We start from the raw sequence: 18,978 nt of genomic DNA on the forward strand, positions 1-18,978 counted from the left end.
ACTGGCCTTCCTGGGCGGGGGATGAGCCGTGGACGACACGGTTCGTAGGCATCCTAGTTCCCCCCGTCCGAGGTCGGAGCGCGGTCTACGCTGGTGGTCATGGCGAAACGCGGCTCCCTGACCTGGCTCTGGCTCATGGTCGTCGCCGCGATCCTGACGCAGACCGCGCTGAACCTGCTGCGTCCGGTCACCAGCTACAAGCTCCTGACCCTGGGCGCGGACGAGACCGCCGTGGGCCTGGCGACCGCCGCCTATGCGATCGTGCCGCTGGTGAGCGCCATGTGGCTGGGCCGGGTCACCGGCCGCTTGCCCTCCCTGCGCGGCATGATCGCCCTCGGCGCCCTCGTGATGTCCCTGGCCGGGGCCGCCCTGGCCTGGGGGAACTCGGTGGTGATGATCATGGCGGCCTCGGCGCTGCTGGGCATGGGCCATCTCGTCTTCACGATCGCCGGCCAGGCCGCCATCGGCCGGCGGGCTCCCCGGGAGATGATGGACGCGGCCTTCGGCTGGTTCACGGCGGCGTTCTCCGTCGGCCAGATGGCCGGCCCCCTGCTGTCCGGACTCATCCTCGGCAACGTCCCGCTGGCCCAGGCGGCCACCGGGGGCGGACTGGACGAGGAGATCACCTGGGCCCTGTGGCTCGGCGCGGGCATCTCCCTGCTGGCCGTGCCCGTCATGTTCTCCCTGCGCGCCCAGACCGCTCCGGACCCGACGCCGGCCGCGGACTCCCGGCCCGGCGGCGCCGTCGACGCGACCGCCGCTCAGCCCACGGCGCAGAAGGCGACGGCGCCGCGCATCCTCCGGGTGCCCGGGGTGCCCTCCCACATGCTCGCCGCCCTGGCCCTGCTGGCCGTCATCGACATCCTGACGGCCTTCATGCCGCTCGTGGGCGAGGCGGCCGGGGTCTCACCGCTGTGGGTGGGCGTCCTGCTGGCCGTGCGCGGGGCCGGGTCCGTGCTGTCCAGGATCTTCCTGCCGTGGTTCACCGCCCGCTGGTCCCGGAACACGCTGGTGCTGGCCGCGCTGCTGGTCTCCGCGGTGACGATCGGACTGGTGCCCCTGGCCCTGGAGCCGTTGGGCGCCCTGTGGCTGGCGGCCGTGCTGATGGCCGTGGGCGGGTCGTTCCTCGGGCTGGGCCAGCCCCTGACGATGACCCTGATCGCGCAGGCGGTCCCGGCCGACTGGCGCGGCGCCGCACTCGGCCTGCGCCTGGTCGGGAACCGCCTCGGGCAGGTGGTCCTGCCGGTCGTGGCCGGCGTCGTCGCCGCACCACTCGGTCCGGCCGGAGGCGTGTGGTTCGCCTGTGCGGTGCTCGGGCTCTCCGGGCTCGAACGGATCCTGGGCCGTCACACCGGCCCGAACACACCCGGCCCGGACACCCCGGGGGCGAACGGGTCCTGAGGGGGCTCAGCCCCGACGGGGCTCAGTCCTCGTTCTCGTCCTCCTCGCCGTCCCATTCGCCGTCCGCATCGGGATCGGCTCCGGGTTCCTCGGGGCCGCCCTCCTGGTAGTCCGGGATGCCGTTGTAGTCCTCGTCACCGTCCAGCAGGAAGGTGTCCCGGCGCAGGGGGTCGATCGCGTCCAGGGTGTCCGGGTCATCCGACGAGCCGAAGTCGACGGTGCCGTCGCGGCCGTCGGCCGGTTCCTCCAGATCGTTCTCCGGCTCCTCGATGAACTGCTGTTCGAGTTCGTCTTCGTAGCGGGCCAACACGGACCTCCTCGATCTCGGGCGGCCCGGAGAGTGGGCTGATCCGCCTCCATCGGCCGCATCGTGGTTCCAGTCTAGTGTCGGCGGCGCCCGCGCGGCAGGGCCATCAAGGCCAGACCGACAAGGGCGATCATCAGCGTGCCGACGCCACCGAACAGCCACCCGCTCGCACCGGTCCCGGCCGTCCGGTCCACGTGGACCGCGTCGGCCGCGGCGTCCCGGTCCTCATCCGCTGCGGAAACTGTGGAGTCCGGGGTGCCTGCCTGCGGCCCACCGGCCCCGGTGCCACCCCCGTCGGCGGCCTGACCGGTGCCGAGGCCGTCGAGCAGCCTCTCGGCGTCCTCCAGGACGCGCTTGGACCCCGCACCGAGTTCACTCGGGACCACTCCGGCCCACGGTGCACCACTGCCCGCCTCGGGGGCGGGACGCGGGGGCAGGACGACGGCCGGGCCACCGGTGGGACCCTCGGTGGGGACTGCATCGGTGGCCGTCTCCTCGCCGCCCGAGTCCCCGCCGGCCCCCTCCGAACCGGGGCGGGGCCGGTCGGCGCCACCGGGCGTGACCGCGCCACCGGGCGTGACCGCCCCGGAATCCGCGTCATCGCCCGCTCCGGGGGCCGGCGACGCGCCGCCCGGGAGCGTGCCGGTCTCGTCATCGGATCCGTCACCCGGCGTGGCGGGGGCAGTGGTGGTGCCGGGTGAGGACGGACGGGACGTCGGCGTCGGGGTGGGGGAGTCCCCGGGCGCCGGTGCCTCGCTGGTGGGCTCGGGAACCGGGGTCGGTGTGGGGGCGGCCGTCGTGGGCTCCGGGGTCGGATCAGCGGGTCCGGGCGGCGGCGTGGGAGTGGGTGTCGGTGTAGGGGTCGGCGTCGGGCTGGCGGCACCGGGCTGGACGAGCACGCCGATCTCGCAATGGGCCTCACCGCCCCGTCCGTCGGAGGCGATGACGGCGAAGTTGTCCTGACCGGTCGCACCGGCCGGAGCCGCATAGGTGATGACGTGGCCGGCGACGGTGGGCTGCACCCCGAGCATGGAGACGTCGGCGCGGAGCGTGACCGGGTCCCCGTCCGGGTCCGAGACGCTGACCCGGATGGACTCGGTGGAGCCGTTCTGCGTCATCACCCCGCCGCACGTCAGTTGCGGGGCCTGGTTCGGCGTCGCTGCCACGGTGGGGGAGGTGGAGGGCGAACCCTCGGGCGCGGGCGACTCGGTGCCGGTGGCGGCGGCCGGGGCGGTCAGCGCGGTGGCGGCCAGGAGGGTGCTGCACCCGACGGCGGCGACACGGCTCAGCAGAGGGCGCGCGTTGCGTGGACGATGTGGGGTTGCCAGTCGGTGGGCAGTGGTGGTCATTCAGGTGCCCCCCGGCTCTGAAGTACATTGGCCCCGTGCTGTCCGCCCCGTCGAGCGTGACGGACAGCACCGGCGTACTCGTAATCATACCGTGATGTTGGGGCCTTGGCTATCACAGTCACATCACGGTGATCACGGCGGCCTCCCGGTGCCGCGACGTCGGGAGGCCGCCGGGGGCCGGATCACCGGCCTGGCCTGGCCCGTGGCCCGGCCAGGCCAGTCGCGGTCGGGCAGACCGACCGCGACCGGGCGCTGCCGGGCGCCGGTCAGACGACGCGGCGTTCGGGGACCGAGACCTTCGCCGGGTCGTCGGTGACCACGTGACCGATGGCGGCGTCCACGGCCGCGAGGGTGGACTCGTCCAGGGTGATCCCGGAGGCCCGGACGTTCTCCACGATCTGCTCGGGGCGGGACGCGCCGACGATGGCGCCGGCGACGTTCGGGTTGGACAGCACCCAGGCGATGGCCAACTGGCCCATGGTGCAGTCCAGGTCCTGGGCGATCGGCTTCAGCTTCTGGACGGCGGTCAGGACGTCATCGGTCAGCCACGCGGCCATGGTCTGCTGACCGCCGCCCTTCTCGTCGGTGGCCCGTGAACCGGCCGGGGGCTGCTGGCCGGGCAGGTACTTGCCGGTCAGGGTGCCGCCGGCCATCGGGGACCAGACGATCTGGGACATTCCGAGGTCCTCACACGCGGGGACGACCTCGGGCTCGATCACGCGCCACAGCATGGAGTACTGGGGCTGGTTGGAGATCAGCTGGATGCCCAGCGACTTCGCCATGGCGTGGGCCTCGCGGATCTTGTCCGCGGGCCACTCGGAGACGCCGATGTACAGGGCCTTGCCGGACCGCACGACGTCCGCGAACGCCTGCATGGTCTCCTCCAGGGGGGTCTCCACGTCGTAGCGGTGCGCCTGGTAGAGGTCCACGTAGTCCATCTGCAGACGCTGCAGGGAGCCGTTGATCGACTCGAGGATGTGCTTGCGGGACAGTCCGGTGTCATTGGGACCCTTGGGGCCGGTGGGCCAGTAGACCTTGGTGAAGACCTCCAGGGATTCCCGGCGCTCTCCCTTCAGCGCCTCGCCCAGGACCGACTCGGCCTTGCCGTTCGCGTAGACGTCGGCCGTGTCGAAGCTGGTGATGCCCTGGTCGAGGGCGGCCCGGACGCAGGCGTGAGCCGTCTCGTTCTCCACCTGGGAGCCGTGGGTCAGCCAGTTGCCGTAGATGATCTCGGAGATCTTGAGTCCGCTGTTGCCGAGGTATCTGAATCTCATGGATTCACCCTAGTCGGCCGGGAACGGCAACGGCCGCCCTCCCGACGGGGAGAGCGGCCGTTGCGGCGTCTGATCAGATCAGAGCGGGCGGACTGCAGCAGCCTGCATGCCCTTCGGGCCCTGCTGGGCCTCGAACTCGACCTTCTGGTCCTCCTGCAGCTCCTTGAAGCCGGAGCCCTCGATGGCGGAGAAGTGGACGAAGATGTCAGCGGAGTTGTCGTCCGGGGAGATGAAGCCGTAGCCCTTCTCAGCGTTGAACCACTTGACGGTACCGGTGGCCATGGATGCCTCTTTCATTGGGGTGTTTACCCACGGGGATTCCCGCGGGGGCGAAGCGGTGTGTGGCGAAACCGCTTCCCAACGCCCCGTCCAGCCCGAGAGCTGACCGGTCCGCAGTGATGACGGACTTACTGCTACTACACTTCGTCGCCCATATTACGTGAGAGTGGTCGAAACAACAGCCCCACGGGGTCGAATCCTCGGCGTTGGCCAAGAATTCACCCGGAGCGTGAGGCATAGACCACCCGGTTCTCCAGGTACTGGTCCCGGCCGGTGTCGAAGACCCCCGTGCACGTGATCAGCCGGATCTCGTCACCGGCCACCGCTCCGTAGACCTCGAGCGTGGGGAAGTCGTCCACCGGGTGGTCCTCCACGCGATCCACCCGGTAGACGCGGGCGTCCCCGCCGGCGTCGGTCACCCGTACCTCGTGCCCGGGGCGCAGCTCCGGCAACCGCCCGAAGACCGCGGGCCCGGCCGGGGTGTCCACGTGGGCGACGAAGACGGTCGGGTGGCCTCCGGCCGGATCCTCGTCCGGGGAATACCACCCGACGTCCTCGCCGCTGTCCGGGACCCCGAGCGTCCCGTCGTCCTGGACCTGTACCCCGATGAGTCCGGTCCGCAGGCCGATGGCCGGGATCTCCAGTCCGGCGGGAGCGACAGGTGTGGCCAGGGTGTCTGCGGGTCCCTTCCATGCCGACTCCACGTTGTTCAGGAACGCGGACGTATCCATCGAACAACCCGCCAGGGACACCGCCAGTGCGGTCCCGGCCAGCACGGTGCTGAGACGCCGGGGCCGCACGGGGGGCCGGCGGGTGTCCACGGTGGATACGTCCCGGGGGCTCATGCCGCGCTTCGCCTCCGGCGGACCAGCGTGTAGGCGCCCAGGCTGACCGCGGCCGCGAGGGCGCCCGCCGTGGCGATCGGCAGGACCACGTTCTGGCCGGCGGCCTCGCCCCGGCCGGCGTCGACGCCCCCGACCGGCAACTGCGTGTCGTCCCCGGACGGGGCGCCGGGACCGGTGCCGGCCTGGTCCGGCGCGGTGGCGGCGCACCCCGGGTCCGTCAGGGTGCCGTCGCCATCGCCGTCACCGGTGGCCGCTGCCGCGGTCTCGACGAGGCTGTCCGTGCCGGTCGTGCCATCTGTACCGTCCGTGCCGGCCTCGATGGTGGCGTCGCCGGTGCCGGTGTCCGTGGGTGCCGCGTCACCGGTCCCGGCATCCTGCTGGTCCCCGGCGGCGGCGTCGGTGCAGAGGCCGTCCTGCTCCGCGGGGCCCGCTGCGGGGATCCCCTCGGCCGGTTCCGCGTCGGCGGGACCCGCCTCGGCGCCGACGGGCGGTTCGTCACCCGTCTCCGGGGTGGGCGCCTCGCCGGTACCGGAGGTGAGCGCCTCATCGGTGCCGCCGGCGGGTGCCTCGCCGGTCTCGGCGGGGGCCTCCTCACCGGTTCCGGTGACTGGTTCGGGTGCGGTCTCGACAGTGGCCTCGGCGCCACCGGTCCCGGCCGCACCCTCCACGTCCGCCACCACGATGGTGCTGGCAGGCCCTTCCGCGAGGTCCAGGTCCGTGTCGGCGTGTGCTGCGGGTGCCAGCATCACCGTCGTGACCAGGCCCAGGGCTGCCATCCCGGTGATGGCCGGCGTGCGTCGGTAGAGGGGGGTCGTGTGCTGCATCAGAAGATCCTTCGTCCGCTGGATCCAGCCCGGGGTGGACTGGTAGCACCCCAACCTATGAGAGGGCTGTGAATGGGGCACTAGTAGGCACTACCCGACGTGCACTGCCGACGACCACGTCATCGGGCGCCGCCCTACTCGGTTTTTGAGTCTGTTTCGGTCCGCTTCGCTTCCTCAGGGCTGAGGATCCCGGCCGCGGAGCCGGTCCATCTGACGGCGGTCCCGCTTGGTGGGGCGCCCTGCGCCGCGATCGCGCTGGGGGACGGCCAGCAGTTCCCGGGGGATCAGCGGCGGCGAGTGGTCGACGTAGTGGCGCACCGCCTCGGCGGCCCCGACCCGTTTGGCCAGCAGGCCGGTGACCTCCAGGACCCTCTCCCGGCCCGGCTGGCGCAGCCGGATGGTGTCACCGGGCTTGACCGGCTGGGCCGCCTTGGCCGGCTGGCCGTTGAGACGCACGTGGCCGGCCCGGCAGGCCGCCGTCGCCGCCGAGCGGGTCTTGTACATGCGGATGCCCCACAGCCAGGCGTCCAGGCGGACCTGGCTCGGTGGCTGCGGGGCGTTCGGCATGCGGACCAGGATACGGGTGGGCCGGTTACTGGTTGCCCTCGGCGGTGCGCAGGTTGCGGAAGGCCGAACGGTGGAAGACCAGCGGCTCGTGCTCGGAGGAGTGGTCGTGGACGCCGTGGACCTCGAGCAGGACCACGTGGTGGTCGCCGGCCGGGACCTCCGCGTAGACGGAGGTCTCCAGCCACAGCGCGGCGTTGTCCAGGAACAGGGCGCCCCGGTCCGAGGCGCGAACGCCCAGGCCCTCGAAGCGGTCCCCGTCCTTGGAGGCCAACTGGCGGCAGACGTCGGTGTGGCCCTCGGCGAGGATCGAGATCCCGATGCGCTCGGCCCGCTTCAGCCGCGGCCAGGTCCGGGAGGTGTTCTGCACGGCGAAGGACACCAGTGCCGGTTCGAGGGAGACCCCCACCGTGAAGGACGAGGCCACGAGGCCCTCCTTCTGGTCATCGGCGAGGCCGCACAGCGCGGCGACGCCGGAGGGGAAGTGGGAGAAGGCCGAGCGCAGGGTCTGGGCGGACAGGTCGGTGTCCAGGGTGGCGGTGCGGCTCAGGTCGATGGTGGCCAGGGCGGTCATGTCAGTCCTCCGTTCGAGGGCGCATCCACAGTGTGACCTCGGGCGGTGCCCCTCCGGTACCTGCTTCAGACGCGGTACTTGCCCGCCGGCTTGCCCGGAAGGCCGAATCATCACCTGGAGCACCCCACTACTGCGTGAAGAGGGTTGCCGTCCCGCAAGCCAGGGCTGTAACAGCGGGAACTCGTGATTCTGGGTTCAGCGTAACGACGGCCGGGGCGACGGGTCAAAGGCCTTCTGCGGATGTGAACGCCTGTGACGGTGACCTCCGTCACGTGCTGCGGAGCCGGTTGCCGCCGACGCGGGACGGCACCCGGCGGTGACCGGGGGCTACCGGAAACGCCGGGCCACGGCCTCCCCGTGGGCGGGCAGCCCCTCGGCCCCGGCCAGTGCCGAGATGTTCGATGCCAACTCCTTCAACCCGGTCTCGGAGTACCGGATCAGCTGCTGCAGCCGCAGGAAGCTGACCGTGTTCAGCCCCGAGGAGTACCGGGCGGACCCGCCGGTGGGCAGCACGTGGTTGGACCCGGAGGAGTAGTCGCCCAGCGGCACGGGGGAGTACGGTCCCACGAACACGGCCCCGGCGTTGCGGATCCGGCGCGCGGTGGCCAGCGCGTCCACGGTGTGCACCTCCAGGTGCTCGGCGGCGTAGGCATCGGCCACCGCGATGGCCGTGGCCAGGGTGTCCACCACGAGGATCCCGGACTGCGGACCGGTCAGGGCCTGACGGACCTGCTCCTCGTGGAACGACCCCGGCACCTGCTCCTGGACCTGGGCCACCACGTCCCGGGCCAGCTCCGGGGACGTGGTGATGAGCACCGAACCGGCCATCGGGTCGTGCTCGGCCTGGCTGATCAGGTCGGCCGCGACCCACTCCGCGTCCGCCGTGGCATCGGCCAGCACGGCGATCTCGGTGGGACCGGCCTCGGCGTCGATCCCGATGGTCCCGAGCAGCGCCCGCTTGGCCGCGGCCACGTAGATGTTGCCCGGCCCCGTGACCATGTCCACCGGGGCGCACAGGCGCGTGCCGTCGTCGTCGTTCACCCCGTAGGCGAACATGGCCACGGCCTGGGCGCCGCCGGCGGCATAGACCTCGTCCACGCCGAGCAGGGCGCAGGCGGCCAGGATGACGGGGTGCGGCAGGCCGCCGAAGTCCTTCTGCGGCGGGGAGGCCACCGCCAGGGAGGGCACCCCGGCCGCCTGCGCCGGGACCACGTTCATCACCACGGAGGAGGGGTACACCGCGCGCCCGCCGGGCACGTACAGCCCCACCCGGCCCACCGGGACCCAGCGGTTCTCCACGATGGCCCCCTCCCCGAGGTCGACCTCGGACCCGGGCGGCAGCTGCGCGGCGTGCACGGTCCGGGCGCGGGCGATCGACTCCTCCAGTGCGGAGCGGACCTCGGGGTCCAGGGCCTCCAGCGCCTCGGCCAGCGCCGGGGCGGGCACCCGCAACGACGGCGGCCGGATCCCGTCGAAGCGCTCGCCCAGGTCCAGCACGGCCGAGGCGCCGCCGGAGCGCACCTCGTCCAGGATCGGCAGCACCCGCGGCACGGCACCGGCCACGTCCAGCTCGGCCCGGGGCAGCACCGTGGCCGGGTCGACGTCGTGTCCGCGCAGGTCCGTGATGGAAAGCATGAGGGTCCTCTTCCGGTACTGGAGTGGTCGGCCGTGATCTGAAGCGATCTCAGCGTCCATTCTCCACCCGTTCAGGTCCGGTGCAGGCGCCGGTGACAGACTGGGACCATGCCATTGATGTCCCTGTCCTCCGTGCTGCCCGCCCTGCCCGGGGCGGCCGTTCCCTCCGGGGCGGCCCTCCGTGCCCTCTCCGAACCGGTCCCGGACGGGACCGCGACACCGGAGGACATCACCACCACCGTCCCGGACACCATGGAGGAGGGGGCCCAGGGCGCCGTGGACTCCCTCGGCCCGTTCTGGGGGATCCTGTCCACCGTGCTGGTCGGGGTCGTCATCGCGCTGGCCGTCGTGACCGCGGCCTCCGTGCTGCTCAACGTGGTGCTGCGCGGCCGGCCGGCACTGCGGCGCCAGGTGGCCCGGTGCCGGGTCCCGGTGGCCGTGGCGCTGAGCCTGATGGCCGCCAGGATCGCCCTGGGCCTGACCGCCTCCGAGTACGACTGGTTCGAGGGGACGAACTTCCTGCTGCTGGCCGGGATCATCGGCTCACTGGCCTGGCTGGCCCTGCGGATCGTGCGGATCGTCGAGGAGCGGGTGCTCGCCAAGTACCAGAGCGCGGGCGAGGACGACCGGCGGGACCGCAAGATCCAGACCCAGACGGTGCTGATCCGGCGCATCCTCGAGGCCCTGATCATCGTCATCGCGGTGGCCGTGATCCTGCTGACCATCCCGCAGGTGCGAGCGGTGGGCGCCGGCCTGCTGGCCTCGGCCGGCCTGCTGTCCGTGGTGGCCGGCCTGGCGGTCCAGTCCACCCTGACCAACGTCTTCGCCGGCGTCCAGCTGGCCTTCACCGACGCCATCCGCGTGGGGGACGTGGTGACCGTGGAGGACGTCTACGGCACCATCGAGGACATCACCCTGTCCTACGTGGTGGTCAAGATCTGGGACGGCCGCCGGGTGATCTTCCCGTCCAGCCACTTCACCACCACCCCCTTCGAGAACTGGACGCGCGTGGGCTCGGCGCTGTCCGGGACCGTGGAGATGGAGGTCGACTGGCGGGTGCCCATGGAGGAGGCCCGCGACCGCCTCCGGGCCCTGCTGGAGTCCACCGAGCTGTGGGACGGCAAGGAGGGGTCCCTGCAGATCACCGACGCCCTCGGCGGCATGGTCAAGATCCGTGCCGTGGTCTCCGCCCGGAACTCCGGGGACCTGTGGGACCTGCGCTGCCTCGTGCGGGAGGACCTGGTCACCTTCCTGCGCAGCGAGCACCCGGAGGCCATCTACGCCCAGCGCCTGGCCGAGAGCGTCTCGGTGCTCTCCCCGGCCTACGCGGAGACCGGCGAGGCGGAGGCGGACCCGTACCGCCGGGCCGCCGGCGGATCCGCGGCGCGGCACGACGGCGCCTCCGCCGGTCCGGTGCCCGGTGGCGGGGCCCGTCCGGGCCGGGAGCAGCGGCCGGCCACCGGCGCACTGCCCCGGCTGGGATCGTCCAACGGGTCCCCTGCCGCCACCGGTCAGCAGCGGGCCGTCACCGGTGCCGAGTCCACGGTCACCGGGTCCGCGGTCACCGGGTCCACGCCGTTGACGAAGACGAGCGAGGACTCGTCGATGTTCACGGGATCGATCACCGCGATCGAGCGCAACCGGGAGTTCGCGGGCCCGGGCGAACAGGCCTACCAGGAACGCAAGGAGAAGGCGGCCCAGGCAGACGGTGGCCCGGACGACGACTCGGGCCACCCGGACCCCGGGCGGGAGCCGGCCGCCGAGAGCGAACGGCGGGCCCGGCCGGACGTCAGCCTCGACGGGGACTGAGCGCCCCCGGCCCGTGGGCGGGGCCGCACGGCCGTGCCCCCGGGCCGGGCGGTACCCGGTGGCCCCGTGCGGGCCTCAGCGGCGGCGGGCCCGGCCGGCGCCGGCGCCCTCCTCCGGGACCGGCGGGGGACCGGGGAGGTCCTTCGGTTCCTCGGCCGCGGTGACGTCCCGCGGGGGCTCGTCCCGGTGGACGCCGGAGGGCTTGTCCGGGGACTCCTTGACGCACAGCACGGGCTGGTCGAGTTCCTGCAGCAGCGCGTCGGCCACGGATCCCATCAGGACCCGCCCGAACGTGCCGCGGCGGCGCATGCCGATCACCACGAGCGAGGGCTGGACCTCGGTGGCCAGGTCCTTGATCTCGTCCACCGTGGACCGGCCCCGCGCGTACTGGCGGAACTCGGCGCGCAGCCCGGAGGCGTCGAGGATCCGCTGCAGCTCCACCTGCTCGATCTCCGTCACCGCGGCCTCGTGCCTGTGCTCGGGGACGGCGTTGACCACGAGCAGGTCCTCGTGGGCGATCCGGGCGAGCCGGATCGCCTCGGTCAGGGCGGCCTTCGACTCGTGACTGCCGGTGTAGCCCACCAGGATGGTCATGCGCTCCCCGTTCCCCTGCGGCGGTCGACCGCGCGCTATGCGCCGGTCCTGCGTGACTTGGCCTCGGAACGGCTGAGCCGCTCCAGGACGGCGTCCGGGCTGAACCGGGCCGCCGTCATGAGGGAACGATACCGCCGCGAGGGCACGCAGACGCTGCGGCCGTCCGCGGCGGCGGTGAGCCCCTCGCGGACCACGTCGTCCGCATCCATCCAGGCCCACCGGGGCCGCTTGGAGGTGTCGATCCCGGCCCGCTGGTGGAACTCGGTCCGCACCAGCCCCGGGCAGAGCGCCGTGACGGTGACGCCCGAGGACTTGTAGCGGGTGTTGGCCCACCGGCTGAAGGCCACGGCCCAGGACTTCGCGGCCCCGTAACTGCCGTCCGGGATCAGCCCGGCCACGGAGGAGACGTTGATGATCCGGCCGCCGCCCCGGGCGAGGAAGGACTGGATGGCCGCGTGGGAGAGCAGCATGGGCGCCTCCACCAGCAGCCGCAGCATGGCCACCTCGTCCTCGGCCTCGCTCTCGTGGAACTCGGTGGAGAGCCCGGCGCCGGCGTTGTTCACCAGCATCGTGATCGGCTGTTCGCGGGACCGGATCCGGGCGGCGACCACGTCCACGCCCTCCCGGGTGGCCAGGTCCACGGTCAGCGTCTCCACGGAGACGCCGTACTGTGCCTCCAGCCCCCGGGCCTTGCCGACCAGCGCGATCGGGTCCCGGCCCGTGATCACGAGGTCCTGGCCCTGGCCCGCCAGCTGACGGGCGAACTCGGCGCCCAGTCCCGCGGTGGCCCCGGTCACGAGGGCCGTCGGGGCGTTCTTCCGGTCGGTGTTCATGAGCGGGACCTCCCAGTCCTGCCGGGTCTCGAGTTCGTCTAGCTGCTCTGCCACGTTTACCGCCTTGTGATGACTCGTCGTCAGCACCCGCATTCCTGCGGGCGCCGGAGGCACCGCACCCTCCGTCATCCATGGTATGGGTCACGTTCGCCCGCACCGCCGCGACATCGCGGCGTGGCAGGTCACGGTATGGACACTGACGGGCTCAGGCCTCCCGCCCCAGGTACGTCAGGTGGGCGGCCATGGTCATCGCGGCGACCGAGCGCACCGTGCCGGTCACCTCGGGGTACACGGTGGCGGCCAGGCGCTCGGCGAGCGCGTCGAACGCGGTGCGCTGCGGATCGTCCCCGACGCCCCGGCCCGAGGACCCCGGGACCAGTCCCGCCCCCGGGCCCCGGCGCACGGTGTCCCGGTCGGCGGCGTCCAGCTGGCCGAGCAGCTCGCGGACCTGGTCCAGACGGGCGTGCCGGTGATCCCGGTACTGGACACCCACCTGGGCGATCGAGGCCAGCGCCGGACCGTGGGCGGGCAGCACCGTGGCGTCGCCCAGCGCGATGAGCAGCTCCAGGCTGCGCAGGTAGTCGGCCAGCGTCCCGTCCGGGTGGTCGATCATGGTCGTGCCCCGGCCCAGCACCGTGTCTCCCGTCAGCACGGAACCGGCCGCACCGTCGTCGGGCAGGGCGAAGGAATAGGAGTCCGAGGTGTGCCCGGGGGTGTGCCAGGCGGTGATCACGACGCCGGCGGCCGGGATGCGCTCGCCGTGCGCCAGGGGTGCCGCCCCCCGCGACCACGCGGGGGACCCGCCCCGCACCGGTGCGCCGGTGCGCTCGGCGAACAGTCCGACCGCCCCCGTGTGGTCCTCGTGGTGGTGGGTCACCAGGATCAGTTCCACGCGGCGGTCGCCGGCGGCGGCCAGCACCGCCTCGAGGTGGTCCGCGGACCCCGCGCCGGGACCGGGGTCCACCACCACCACGGAATCCGCGTCCGGGGCGCCGATGAGGTAGGTGTTGGTCCCCTCCAGGGTCATGCCCGAGGGATTGTCGGCGAGGACCGCGGAGGTCAGGTGGGAGTCCGGGACGGGAGAGGCCATAGGCTCAGTGTATGGACCAGTCACAGGACCGCCAGAGCCAGCCCCGGGACCAGGGAGGCCGTCAGGGCAGTTACGTGCTGTCCGGGCAGGAGTTCACCCGGGACACGCACTACATCCAGGACCGGATCGTCGCGGACCCGACCGCGATCACGGCCGCCCCCCGGGTGGAGACGGACAAGGTCGGGCACGTGGCCGGCGGGCTGACCGCCGACGCCCAGGCCTGGCCCGTGGAGGCCGGGCGCTACCGGCTCGTCGCGGCGCGGGCCTGCCCGTGGGCCAACCGGACGATCATCGTGCGGCGGTTGCTGGGCCTGGAGGACGCCATCTCCCTCGGCACCCCCGGCCCCACCCATGACGAGCGGTCCTGGACCTTCGACCTGGACCCGGACGGGAGGGACCCGGTGCTGGGCACCGAACGGCTGCAGGAGAACTACTTCACGCGCTTCCCGGACTACCCCCGCGGGATCACGGTGCCGGCCATCGTGGACATCCCCACCGGTGCGGTGGTGACCAACGACTACCCGCAGATCACCCTCGACTTCTCCACGCAGTGGACCGCGTACCACCGGGACGGGGCGCCGGACCTGTTGCCCGAGGGGTCCCTGGACGAGATGCACGAGGTCATGACCCGCATCTTCACCGAGGTCAACAACGGGGTGTACCGGTGCGGGTTCGCCGGCTCGCAGGAGGCCTACGACTCCGCCTACGACCGGTTGTGGACCGCCCTGGACTGGCTGGAGGAACGGCTGACGTCCCGGCGGTACCTGATGGGGGACACCATCACGGAGGCCGACGTCCGGCTGTTCACCACCCTGGTGCGGTTCGACCCGGTCTACCACGGCCACTTCAAGTGCAACCGCAACACGCTGGACCGGATGCCGGCTCTGTGGGGCTACGCCCGGGACCTGTTCCAGACCCCCGGGTTCGGGGACACGGTCGACTTCGACCAGATCAAGAGCCACTACTACGAGGTGCACCGGGACATCAACCCCACCGGGATCGTGCCGAAGGGGCCGGAACTGTCCGGCTGGCTGGGCGAGCACCGGCGCGAGGAGCTCGGTGGTTCCCCGTTCGGCGACGGCACCGCCCCGGGGCCGGTCCGCGAGGACGAGCGGGTCACGCCCGGTCACAACCCGTTGTACCCGGCCTGAGGTCCCGGCCCGCGGGGGTTCGGTCTCAGGCCGACGGTCCGGCCGTTCAGGCGCCGGACCACAGGGGGGAGGTGCGCCGGAGGTTCTCCAGCACCGCCTCGCGCACGGAGTGCAGGTGCCTCCGCATGGCCCGGTCGGCCGCGGGGCCGTCGCCCGCGGCGATGGCCTCGATGATCGCCTCGTGCTCGGTGAGCTCGTGGGGGTGTGCCATCTGGGCCTGCAGTCCCGGCAGGACGTGATGGGCGCGCGCCATGTCGTCCAGCACCCTCTCGAGGGCGGCGGCGAGCCGGGTGTTGCGCGCCTCCCCGGCCACGGCCAGGTGGAAGTCCCGGGCCGCGCCCATGGCCTCCAGGGGGTCTCCCCCGGAGAGCCCGCGCTGGCGGTCCAGGGCCGACCGGAGCGTGGGGACGGTGTGTGCGGTGGCCTGCCGGGCCGCCTCCGCCGCGGCGTGCGGTTCCAGCAGCATCCGCAGGTCCAGGACCTCGCCGAGGTCCTGGGGGGACATGGTCTGGACCAGGTACCCCTTCTTGGGCAGCACGGTCACCAGTCCCTCGGCGGCGAGGATGTGCAGGGCCTCCCGGACGGGGGTCTTGGACAGGCCGAACCGCTCGGCCAGCCGGGGTTCCACCAGCACCTCGCCGGGGGCGAGTTCCCCGGTCAGGATCATCCGCCGCAGGTCGGCCAGCAGGCGGGGGCCCTTGGGAGAGGACGCCGCGCGCGGCCCGGAGGCGGGGGCGGGGCCGGGAGGGGCCGGACGCGGGGTCGGCGGTCCTGACGGCGGCGTGCGGGGATCCTCGGTCACGAGGGTGACCCTATCAAGCGTGCTAGAAATATACTTCATGGATTCCACCACCCTCCCGGTTGCCTCCGAGCGGATGGCCCCGGGCGCCCGCCGTGCCCTGTTCGCCGCCGTCACCGGCACGCTGATCGAGTGGTACGACTACGCCCTCTACGGGGCGGCCGCCGGACTGGTCATCGCCCCCCTGTTCTTCGAGGGCGCGACGTCCGGGGCGACCCTCGCGGCGTTCGCCACCTTCGCCGTCGGCTTCCTCGCGCGCCCGCTGGGGGGCGTGATGGTGGGGCACCTGGGGGACCGCTACGGGCGCCGCCCGGCCCTGCTGCTGACCATCGTGGTGATGGGTGCGGCCACCGTGGGGATCGGCCTGCTGCCCACGGCCGCGGCCATCGGCGTCCTGGCCCCGGTCCTGCTGGTGGTGCTGCGCCTGCTCCAGGGCATGGGCGCCGGTGCCGAACTGGCCGGTGCGACCACCCTGGTGGCGGAGTTCGCCCCGTCGCACCGGCGGGGGCTGCTGACCTCCCTCGTGCTCTCGATGCCGCCCGCGGGGATCGCCCTGGCCACGGGCGCGTTCCTCTGGGCCTCGACGGCCGGTGACGAGGCCCTGCTGGAGTGGGCCTGGCGGTTGCCGTTCCTGGCCTCGGCCGTGCTGTTCGCCCTGGCGGTCTTCATCCGGCGCCGGCTGGAGGAGACCCCCGAGTACGTCCAGGCACAGGAGCGGGCCGCCGACCACGGGGAACGGGACCGGGTGCCCCTGCTGGAGCTGTTCCGCCGGCACCGCCGGGCCGTCCTACTGGGTTTCCTCGGCGTGACCGGGCACAACGCCCTGAACTACACGATGGCCGTGTACGCCCTGTCCCTGATGACCTCCCCGGAGGTCGGCCTCGACCGGGCCGCGGCCCTGACCGCCGTCACCCTCGGTTCCCTCGCCGGCGTGGTGGCCACGCCGTTCGGCGGCCTGGCCGCCGACCGCTACGGACCGCGCGTCGTGCTGGCCGCGGGATCGGCGGCCGGCGCGCTCTACGTCTTCCCCCTGCTGGGGGCGCTGTCGAGCGGGAACGCGGTGCTCGCCGCCGTGGCGATCGCGCTCGGCTACGTCCTGGTCATCGCGTTGACCTCGGGGGCGCAGGGCGCCTACCTGGCCAGCCTGTTCCCGCCGCGCGAGCGCTTCAGCGGGATCGCGGTGGCGCGGGAGGCCAACGGTGCGCTCGTGGCCGGCACCACCCCGCTCGTGGTCACCGGTCTCGTGGCCTCCCTCGGAGGACTGTGGGCGGGCGGGGCGTACGTGGCGCTGTGCTGCCTGCTCTCGGCCGTCGCCGTCTTCCTGGCCCCGAACGTCGAGAGGCACTGATCACCGTCGGCCGGCCCTGGCCCGCTCCTTCCGTCGCCTGACCCGTCCCGCGACCCGATCCCGCGACCTTGTCCCGAGCCCCCCGCCCGCGATCCCTCCCGCTCCCTGATCCCGAAAGGACCTCCCGTGTCCGGACTGAAACGCCGACTGCCCCAACCCTCCGAGCTGCTGCCGCTGATGAGGTTCAGCGCGCCGGGCCTGGGCCGTCGGGCCCACCGGCTGCGCGGGGCCGCCGACGTCGCCGACCTGCGGACCATCGCGCGGCGGCGCACCCCCCGTCCGGCCTTCGACTACGTGGACGGGGCGGCCGGGAACGAGCTCACGGCCCGCCGCACCCGCGAGGCCTTCGAGTCGACGGAACTGCTGCCCCGGATCCTCCACGGGACGGCGGAGGCGGACCTGTCCACGACCATCGCGGGTGGGCCCTCCGCCCTCCCGTTCGGGATCGCACCGACCGGGTTCACCCGGTTCATGCACGCCGAGGGGGAGGACGCCGGGGCCGTCGCCGCGGCCCGGGCGGGGATCCCCTTCACCCTGTCCACCATGGGCACCCGTTCCGTCGAACAGGTGGCCCAGGCCGCACCGGGCGGGCGGCGGTGGTTCCAGCTCTACCTGTGGCGGGACCGTGAGAAGTCCCGGGGGCTGCTGGAGCGGGCGTGGGCCCACGGTTACGACACGCTGCTGGTCACGGTGGACACCCCGGTGGCCGGCCAGCGGCTCCGGGACGTGCGCAACGGCATGACGATCCCGCCGCGGCTGTCCGCACGCACCGTGCTCGACGCGTCCTACCGTCCGGAGTGGTGGTTCAACTTCCTGAGCACCGACCCCCTGACGTTCGCCTCCCTCAGCGGCACCACGCACGACCTGCCGACCCTGATCAACTCCATGTTCGACCCCACGCTCTCCGCGGCCGACCTGGAGTGGGTCCGCGAGAACTGGCCCGGCCGGCTCGTGGTGAAGGGCGTGCTGACCGCACAGGACACCCGGCTCGCCCTGGACGCCGGGGCGGACGGTCTGGTCGTGTCCAACCACGGCGGACGCCAGCTCGACCGCGCACCGGTGTCACTGAAGGCCCTGGGGGAGGTGCGCGCCGAGGCCGGTGCCGACGTCGAGATCATCCTCGACTCCGGCATCCTCTCCGGTGCGGACATCATCTCCGCCCTGGCCCTCGGAGCCGATTTCACCCTGATCGGGCGCGCCTACCTGTACGGCCTGATGGCCGGGGGACGGGAGGGCGTGACCCGCGCGATCGAGCTGCTCGCCGCCGAGGTGCGCACGGCCATGCAGCTCATGGGCTGCGCCACCATCGCCGACGTCAAGGCCTCCGGCCAGGTCCGCGCCCCCTGGCTGTGACGTAGTCGTCAGGGCCCGGGCTCTGGAGACGGTCCGCGTCACTGGCCAGACTGGGGCCATGAGCGAATCGCGAGAGACCCGGGCCGGCACCGGGACGGGAGCACCCGGGCATCCGGGGCGCCATGAACCCCACGGTGACGGTGAGTCCCTGGCGCAGCGCCTGAACTGGCTGCGGGCCGGCGTGCTCGGTGCCAATGACGGCATCGTGTCCGTGGCCGCCACGGTGGTGGGCGTGGCGGCCGCCACCACCGCCGATGCCCCGGTGCTGATCGCCGGGGTGGCGGCCGTGGCCGGTGGTGCGATCTCCATGGCGCTGGGCGAGTACGTCTCCGTCTCCTCCTCCTCGGACAGCCAGACGGCGCTCATCCAGAAAGAGCGCCGCGAACTCGCCGAGGACCCGGAGGGGGAACTCGAGGAACTGGTGGAGATCTACCGGGGCCAGGGCCTGTCCGCCCCGACCGCCCGGCGTGTGGCCGAGGAGTTCACCGCGCAGGATCCGATCCGCGCGCACCTGCGGGCCGAACTCAACCTCTCCGAGGACGAGGTGCTCAGCCCCTGGCGGGCGGCCGGTGCCTCGTTCCTGGCCTTCCTCATCGGCGCGCTACTGCCCTTCCTCACGATCGTGCTCGCTCCCACGGACCTCCGGATCCCGCTGACCTTCGCCGTGACCCTGGTCGCGCTCGCCCTGACCGGCGCCGCCGGCGCCTGGCTCGGCGGGGCGCCCGTCCTGAGACCGACGGTGCGGGTCGTCGTCGGGGGCGTGCTCGCCCTGGCGGTGACCTTCGCGATCGGCGCGCTGCTGGGCAGCTCCGGCGCCATCTGAGACCTGTGCCGGACCGGTGCCGGCCGCTGCGCCCGCCCGGACCGGGCACCCGTCATTACCGTCCATCCACCCCGCCGTCCCCGTCCACCCATCCAGCCATCCACCGGCCATCCGGCCCCGACCCCA

Annotated in this window: 19 protein-coding genes and 1 riboswitch; of the genes, 6 read left to right on the forward strand and 13 right to left on the reverse strand. The window is 72.9% G+C overall.

All coding sequences use genetic code 11. The features are described 5' to 3' along the window. Positions 1-99 precede the first annotated feature (99 nt). Complete coding sequence (locus PLJ28_RS04595; protein ID WP_324589911.1) at positions 100-1,401, forward strand: MFS transporter; 1,302 nt, start codon at positions 100-102, stop codon at positions 1,399-1,401. A gap of 22 nt (positions 1,402-1,423) precedes the next feature. Here PLJ28_RS04595 and PLJ28_RS04600 read toward each other — a convergent pair whose 3' ends face one another. The 9 genes from PLJ28_RS04600 to hisD form a co-directional block, all read right to left on the reverse strand. Beyond that, complete coding sequence (locus PLJ28_RS04600; RefSeq protein ID WP_183528045.1) at positions 1,424-1,708, reverse strand: hypothetical protein; 285 nt, start codon at positions 1,706-1,708, stop codon at positions 1,424-1,426. 74 nt (positions 1,709-1,782) lie between these two features. Then, positions 1,783-3,057 (reverse strand): Ig-like domain-containing protein, encoded by a 1,275-nt coding sequence (locus PLJ28_RS04605; RefSeq protein ID WP_324589912.1) that lies wholly within the window; start codon positions 3,055-3,057, stop codon positions 1,783-1,785. A gap of 266 nt (positions 3,058-3,323) precedes the next feature. After that, entirely contained in the window at positions 3,324-4,331 is a 1,008-nt protein-coding gene (locus PLJ28_RS04610) for an aldo/keto reductase family protein (protein WP_183528042.1), read from the reverse strand. Between the two features lie 78 nt (positions 4,332-4,409). Next, positions 4,410-4,613 (reverse strand): cold-shock protein, encoded by a 204-nt coding sequence (locus PLJ28_RS04615; protein WP_010145723.1) that lies wholly within the window; start codon positions 4,611-4,613, stop codon positions 4,410-4,412. A 215-nt stretch (positions 4,614-4,828) separates the two neighbouring features. Continuing rightward, positions 4,829-5,455, reverse strand: coding sequence for a class F sortase (locus PLJ28_RS04620; protein ID WP_183528040.1), 627 nt, complete (start codon positions 5,453-5,455; stop codon positions 4,829-4,831). Further along, complete coding sequence (locus PLJ28_RS04625; protein ID WP_324589913.1) at positions 5,452-6,279, reverse strand: hypothetical protein; 828 nt, start codon at positions 6,277-6,279, stop codon at positions 5,452-5,454. Before PLJ28_RS04625 ends, PLJ28_RS04620 begins: the two co-directional genes overlap by 4 nt. Before the next feature lie 174 nt (positions 6,280-6,453). Beyond that, positions 6,454-6,846: an RNA-binding S4 domain-containing protein gene (locus PLJ28_RS04630; RefSeq protein ID WP_324589914.1), complete on the reverse strand. Its 393-nt coding sequence runs from the start codon at positions 6,844-6,846 to the stop codon at positions 6,454-6,456. Between the two features lie 25 nt (positions 6,847-6,871). Further along, positions 6,872-7,417: a flavin reductase family protein gene (locus PLJ28_RS04635; RefSeq protein WP_010145727.1), complete on the reverse strand. Its 546-nt coding sequence runs from the start codon at positions 7,415-7,417 to the stop codon at positions 6,872-6,874. A 69-nt stretch (positions 7,418-7,486) separates the two neighbouring features. Then, positions 7,487-7,606, reverse strand: a riboswitch (SAM riboswitch). 138 nt (positions 7,607-7,744) lie between these two features. Beyond that, complete coding sequence (hisD, locus tag PLJ28_RS04640; RefSeq protein ID WP_324589915.1) at positions 7,745-9,052, reverse strand: histidinol dehydrogenase; 1,308 nt, start codon at positions 9,050-9,052, stop codon at positions 7,745-7,747. 108 nt (positions 9,053-9,160) lie between these two features. Here hisD and PLJ28_RS04645 point away from each other — a divergent pair, with 108 nt between their 5' ends. Further along, entirely contained in the window at positions 9,161-10,861 is a 1,701-nt protein-coding gene (locus PLJ28_RS04645) for a mechanosensitive ion channel family protein (RefSeq protein ID WP_183528032.1), read from the forward strand. Positions 10,862-10,936: 75 nt separating this feature from the next. Here the strand turns inward: PLJ28_RS04645 and PLJ28_RS04650 are convergent, their stop codons facing one another. The 3 genes from PLJ28_RS04650 to PLJ28_RS04660 all read right to left on the reverse strand — a co-directional run bounded on the left by PLJ28_RS04650 (position 10,937) and on the right by PLJ28_RS04660 (position 13,378). After that, positions 10,937-11,455 (reverse strand): universal stress protein, encoded by a 519-nt coding sequence (locus PLJ28_RS04650; RefSeq protein WP_183528030.1) that lies wholly within the window; start codon positions 11,453-11,455, stop codon positions 10,937-10,939. 35 nt (positions 11,456-11,490) lie between these two features. After that, entirely contained in the window at positions 11,491-12,342 is an 852-nt protein-coding gene (locus PLJ28_RS04655) for an SDR family NAD(P)-dependent oxidoreductase (protein WP_183528028.1), read from the reverse strand. Between the two features lie 151 nt (positions 12,343-12,493). After that, complete coding sequence (locus tag PLJ28_RS04660; protein WP_183528026.1) at positions 12,494-13,378, reverse strand: MBL fold metallo-hydrolase; 885 nt, start codon at positions 13,376-13,378, stop codon at positions 12,494-12,496. An 11-nt stretch (positions 13,379-13,389) separates the two neighbouring features. Here PLJ28_RS04660 and PLJ28_RS04665 point away from each other — a divergent pair, with 11 nt between their 5' ends. Then, entirely contained in the window at positions 13,390-14,529 is a 1,140-nt protein-coding gene (locus tag PLJ28_RS04665; RefSeq protein ID WP_183528024.1) for a glutathione S-transferase family protein, read from the forward strand. A 46-nt stretch (positions 14,530-14,575) separates the two neighbouring features. Here the strand turns inward: PLJ28_RS04665 and PLJ28_RS04670 are convergent, their stop codons facing one another. Next, complete coding sequence (locus PLJ28_RS04670) at positions 14,576-15,370, reverse strand: GntR family transcriptional regulator (protein WP_324589916.1); 795 nt, start codon at positions 15,368-15,370, stop codon at positions 14,576-14,578. Between PLJ28_RS04670 and PLJ28_RS04675 the strand changes: the two genes are divergently transcribed. From PLJ28_RS04675 to PLJ28_RS04685, 3 genes are all read left to right on the forward strand, one after another. Then, complete coding sequence (locus PLJ28_RS04675) at positions 15,369-16,676, forward strand: MFS transporter (protein WP_324589917.1); 1,308 nt, start codon at positions 15,369-15,371, stop codon at positions 16,674-16,676. The two genes, PLJ28_RS04670 and PLJ28_RS04675, sit on opposite strands and share 2 nt — an antisense overlap. 135 nt (positions 16,677-16,811) lie before the next feature. Beyond that, complete coding sequence (locus PLJ28_RS04680; protein ID WP_221243746.1) at positions 16,812-18,029, forward strand: alpha-hydroxy acid oxidase; 1,218 nt, start codon at positions 16,812-16,814, stop codon at positions 18,027-18,029. 58 nt (positions 18,030-18,087) lie between these two features. Continuing rightward, positions 18,088-18,852, forward strand: coding sequence for a VIT1/CCC1 transporter family protein (locus PLJ28_RS04685; RefSeq protein ID WP_255459489.1), 765 nt, complete (start codon positions 18,088-18,090; stop codon positions 18,850-18,852). Positions 18,853-18,978 lie beyond the last annotated feature (126 nt).

It is taken from the genome of Citricoccus sp. (genome assembly GCF_035445025.1).
Lineage (GTDB): Bacteria > Actinomycetota > Actinomycetes > Actinomycetales > Micrococcaceae > Citricoccus.

Excerpts from the sequence above, each read along its gene's own strand:
- PLJ28_RS04595 (WP_324589911.1), top strand. The coding sequence starts at position 100 with ATGGCGAAACGCGGCTCCCTGACCTGGCTCTGGCTCATGGTCGTCGCC.
- PLJ28_RS04605 (WP_324589912.1), bottom strand. The coding sequence starts at position 3,057 with ATGACCACCACTGCCCACCGACTGGCAACCCCACATCGTCCACGCAAC.
- PLJ28_RS04610 (WP_183528042.1), bottom strand. The coding sequence starts at position 4,331 with ATGAGATTCAGATACCTCGGCAACAGCGGACTCAAGATCTCCGAGATC.
- PLJ28_RS04615 (WP_010145723.1), bottom strand. The coding sequence starts at position 4,613 with ATGGCCACCGGTACCGTCAAGTGGTTCAACGCTGAGAAGGGCTACGGC.
- PLJ28_RS04620 (WP_183528040.1), bottom strand. The coding sequence starts at position 5,455 with ATGAGCCCCCGGGACGTATCCACCGTGGACACCCGCCGGCCCCCCGTG.
- PLJ28_RS04625 (WP_324589913.1), bottom strand. The coding sequence starts at position 6,279 with ATGCAGCACACGACCCCCCTCTACCGACGCACGCCGGCCATCACCGGG.
- PLJ28_RS04630 (WP_324589914.1), bottom strand. The coding sequence starts at position 6,846 with ATGCCGAACGCCCCGCAGCCACCGAGCCAGGTCCGCCTGGACGCCTGG.
- PLJ28_RS04635 (WP_010145727.1), bottom strand. The coding sequence starts at position 7,417 with ATGACCGCCCTGGCCACCATCGACCTGAGCCGCACCGCCACCCTGGAC.
- hisD (WP_324589915.1), bottom strand. The coding sequence starts at position 9,052 with ATGCTTTCCATCACGGACCTGCGCGGACACGACGTCGACCCGGCCACG.
- PLJ28_RS04645 (WP_183528032.1), top strand. The coding sequence starts at position 9,161 with ATGCCATTGATGTCCCTGTCCTCCGTGCTGCCCGCCCTGCCCGGGGCG.
- PLJ28_RS04650 (WP_183528030.1), bottom strand. The coding sequence starts at position 11,455 with ATGACCATCCTGGTGGGCTACACCGGCAGTCACGAGTCGAAGGCCGCC.
- PLJ28_RS04660 (WP_183528026.1), bottom strand. The coding sequence starts at position 13,378 with ATGGCCTCTCCCGTCCCGGACTCCCACCTGACCTCCGCGGTCCTCGCC.
- PLJ28_RS04665 (WP_183528024.1), top strand. The coding sequence starts at position 13,390 with ATGGACCAGTCACAGGACCGCCAGAGCCAGCCCCGGGACCAGGGAGGC.
- PLJ28_RS04675 (WP_324589917.1), top strand. The coding sequence starts at position 15,369 with ATGGATTCCACCACCCTCCCGGTTGCCTCCGAGCGGATGGCCCCGGGC.
- PLJ28_RS04670 (WP_324589916.1), bottom strand. The coding sequence starts at position 15,370 with ATGAAGTATATTTCTAGCACGCTTGATAGGGTCACCCTCGTGACCGAG.
- PLJ28_RS04685 (WP_255459489.1), top strand. The coding sequence starts at position 18,088 with ATGAGCGAATCGCGAGAGACCCGGGCCGGCACCGGGACGGGAGCACCC.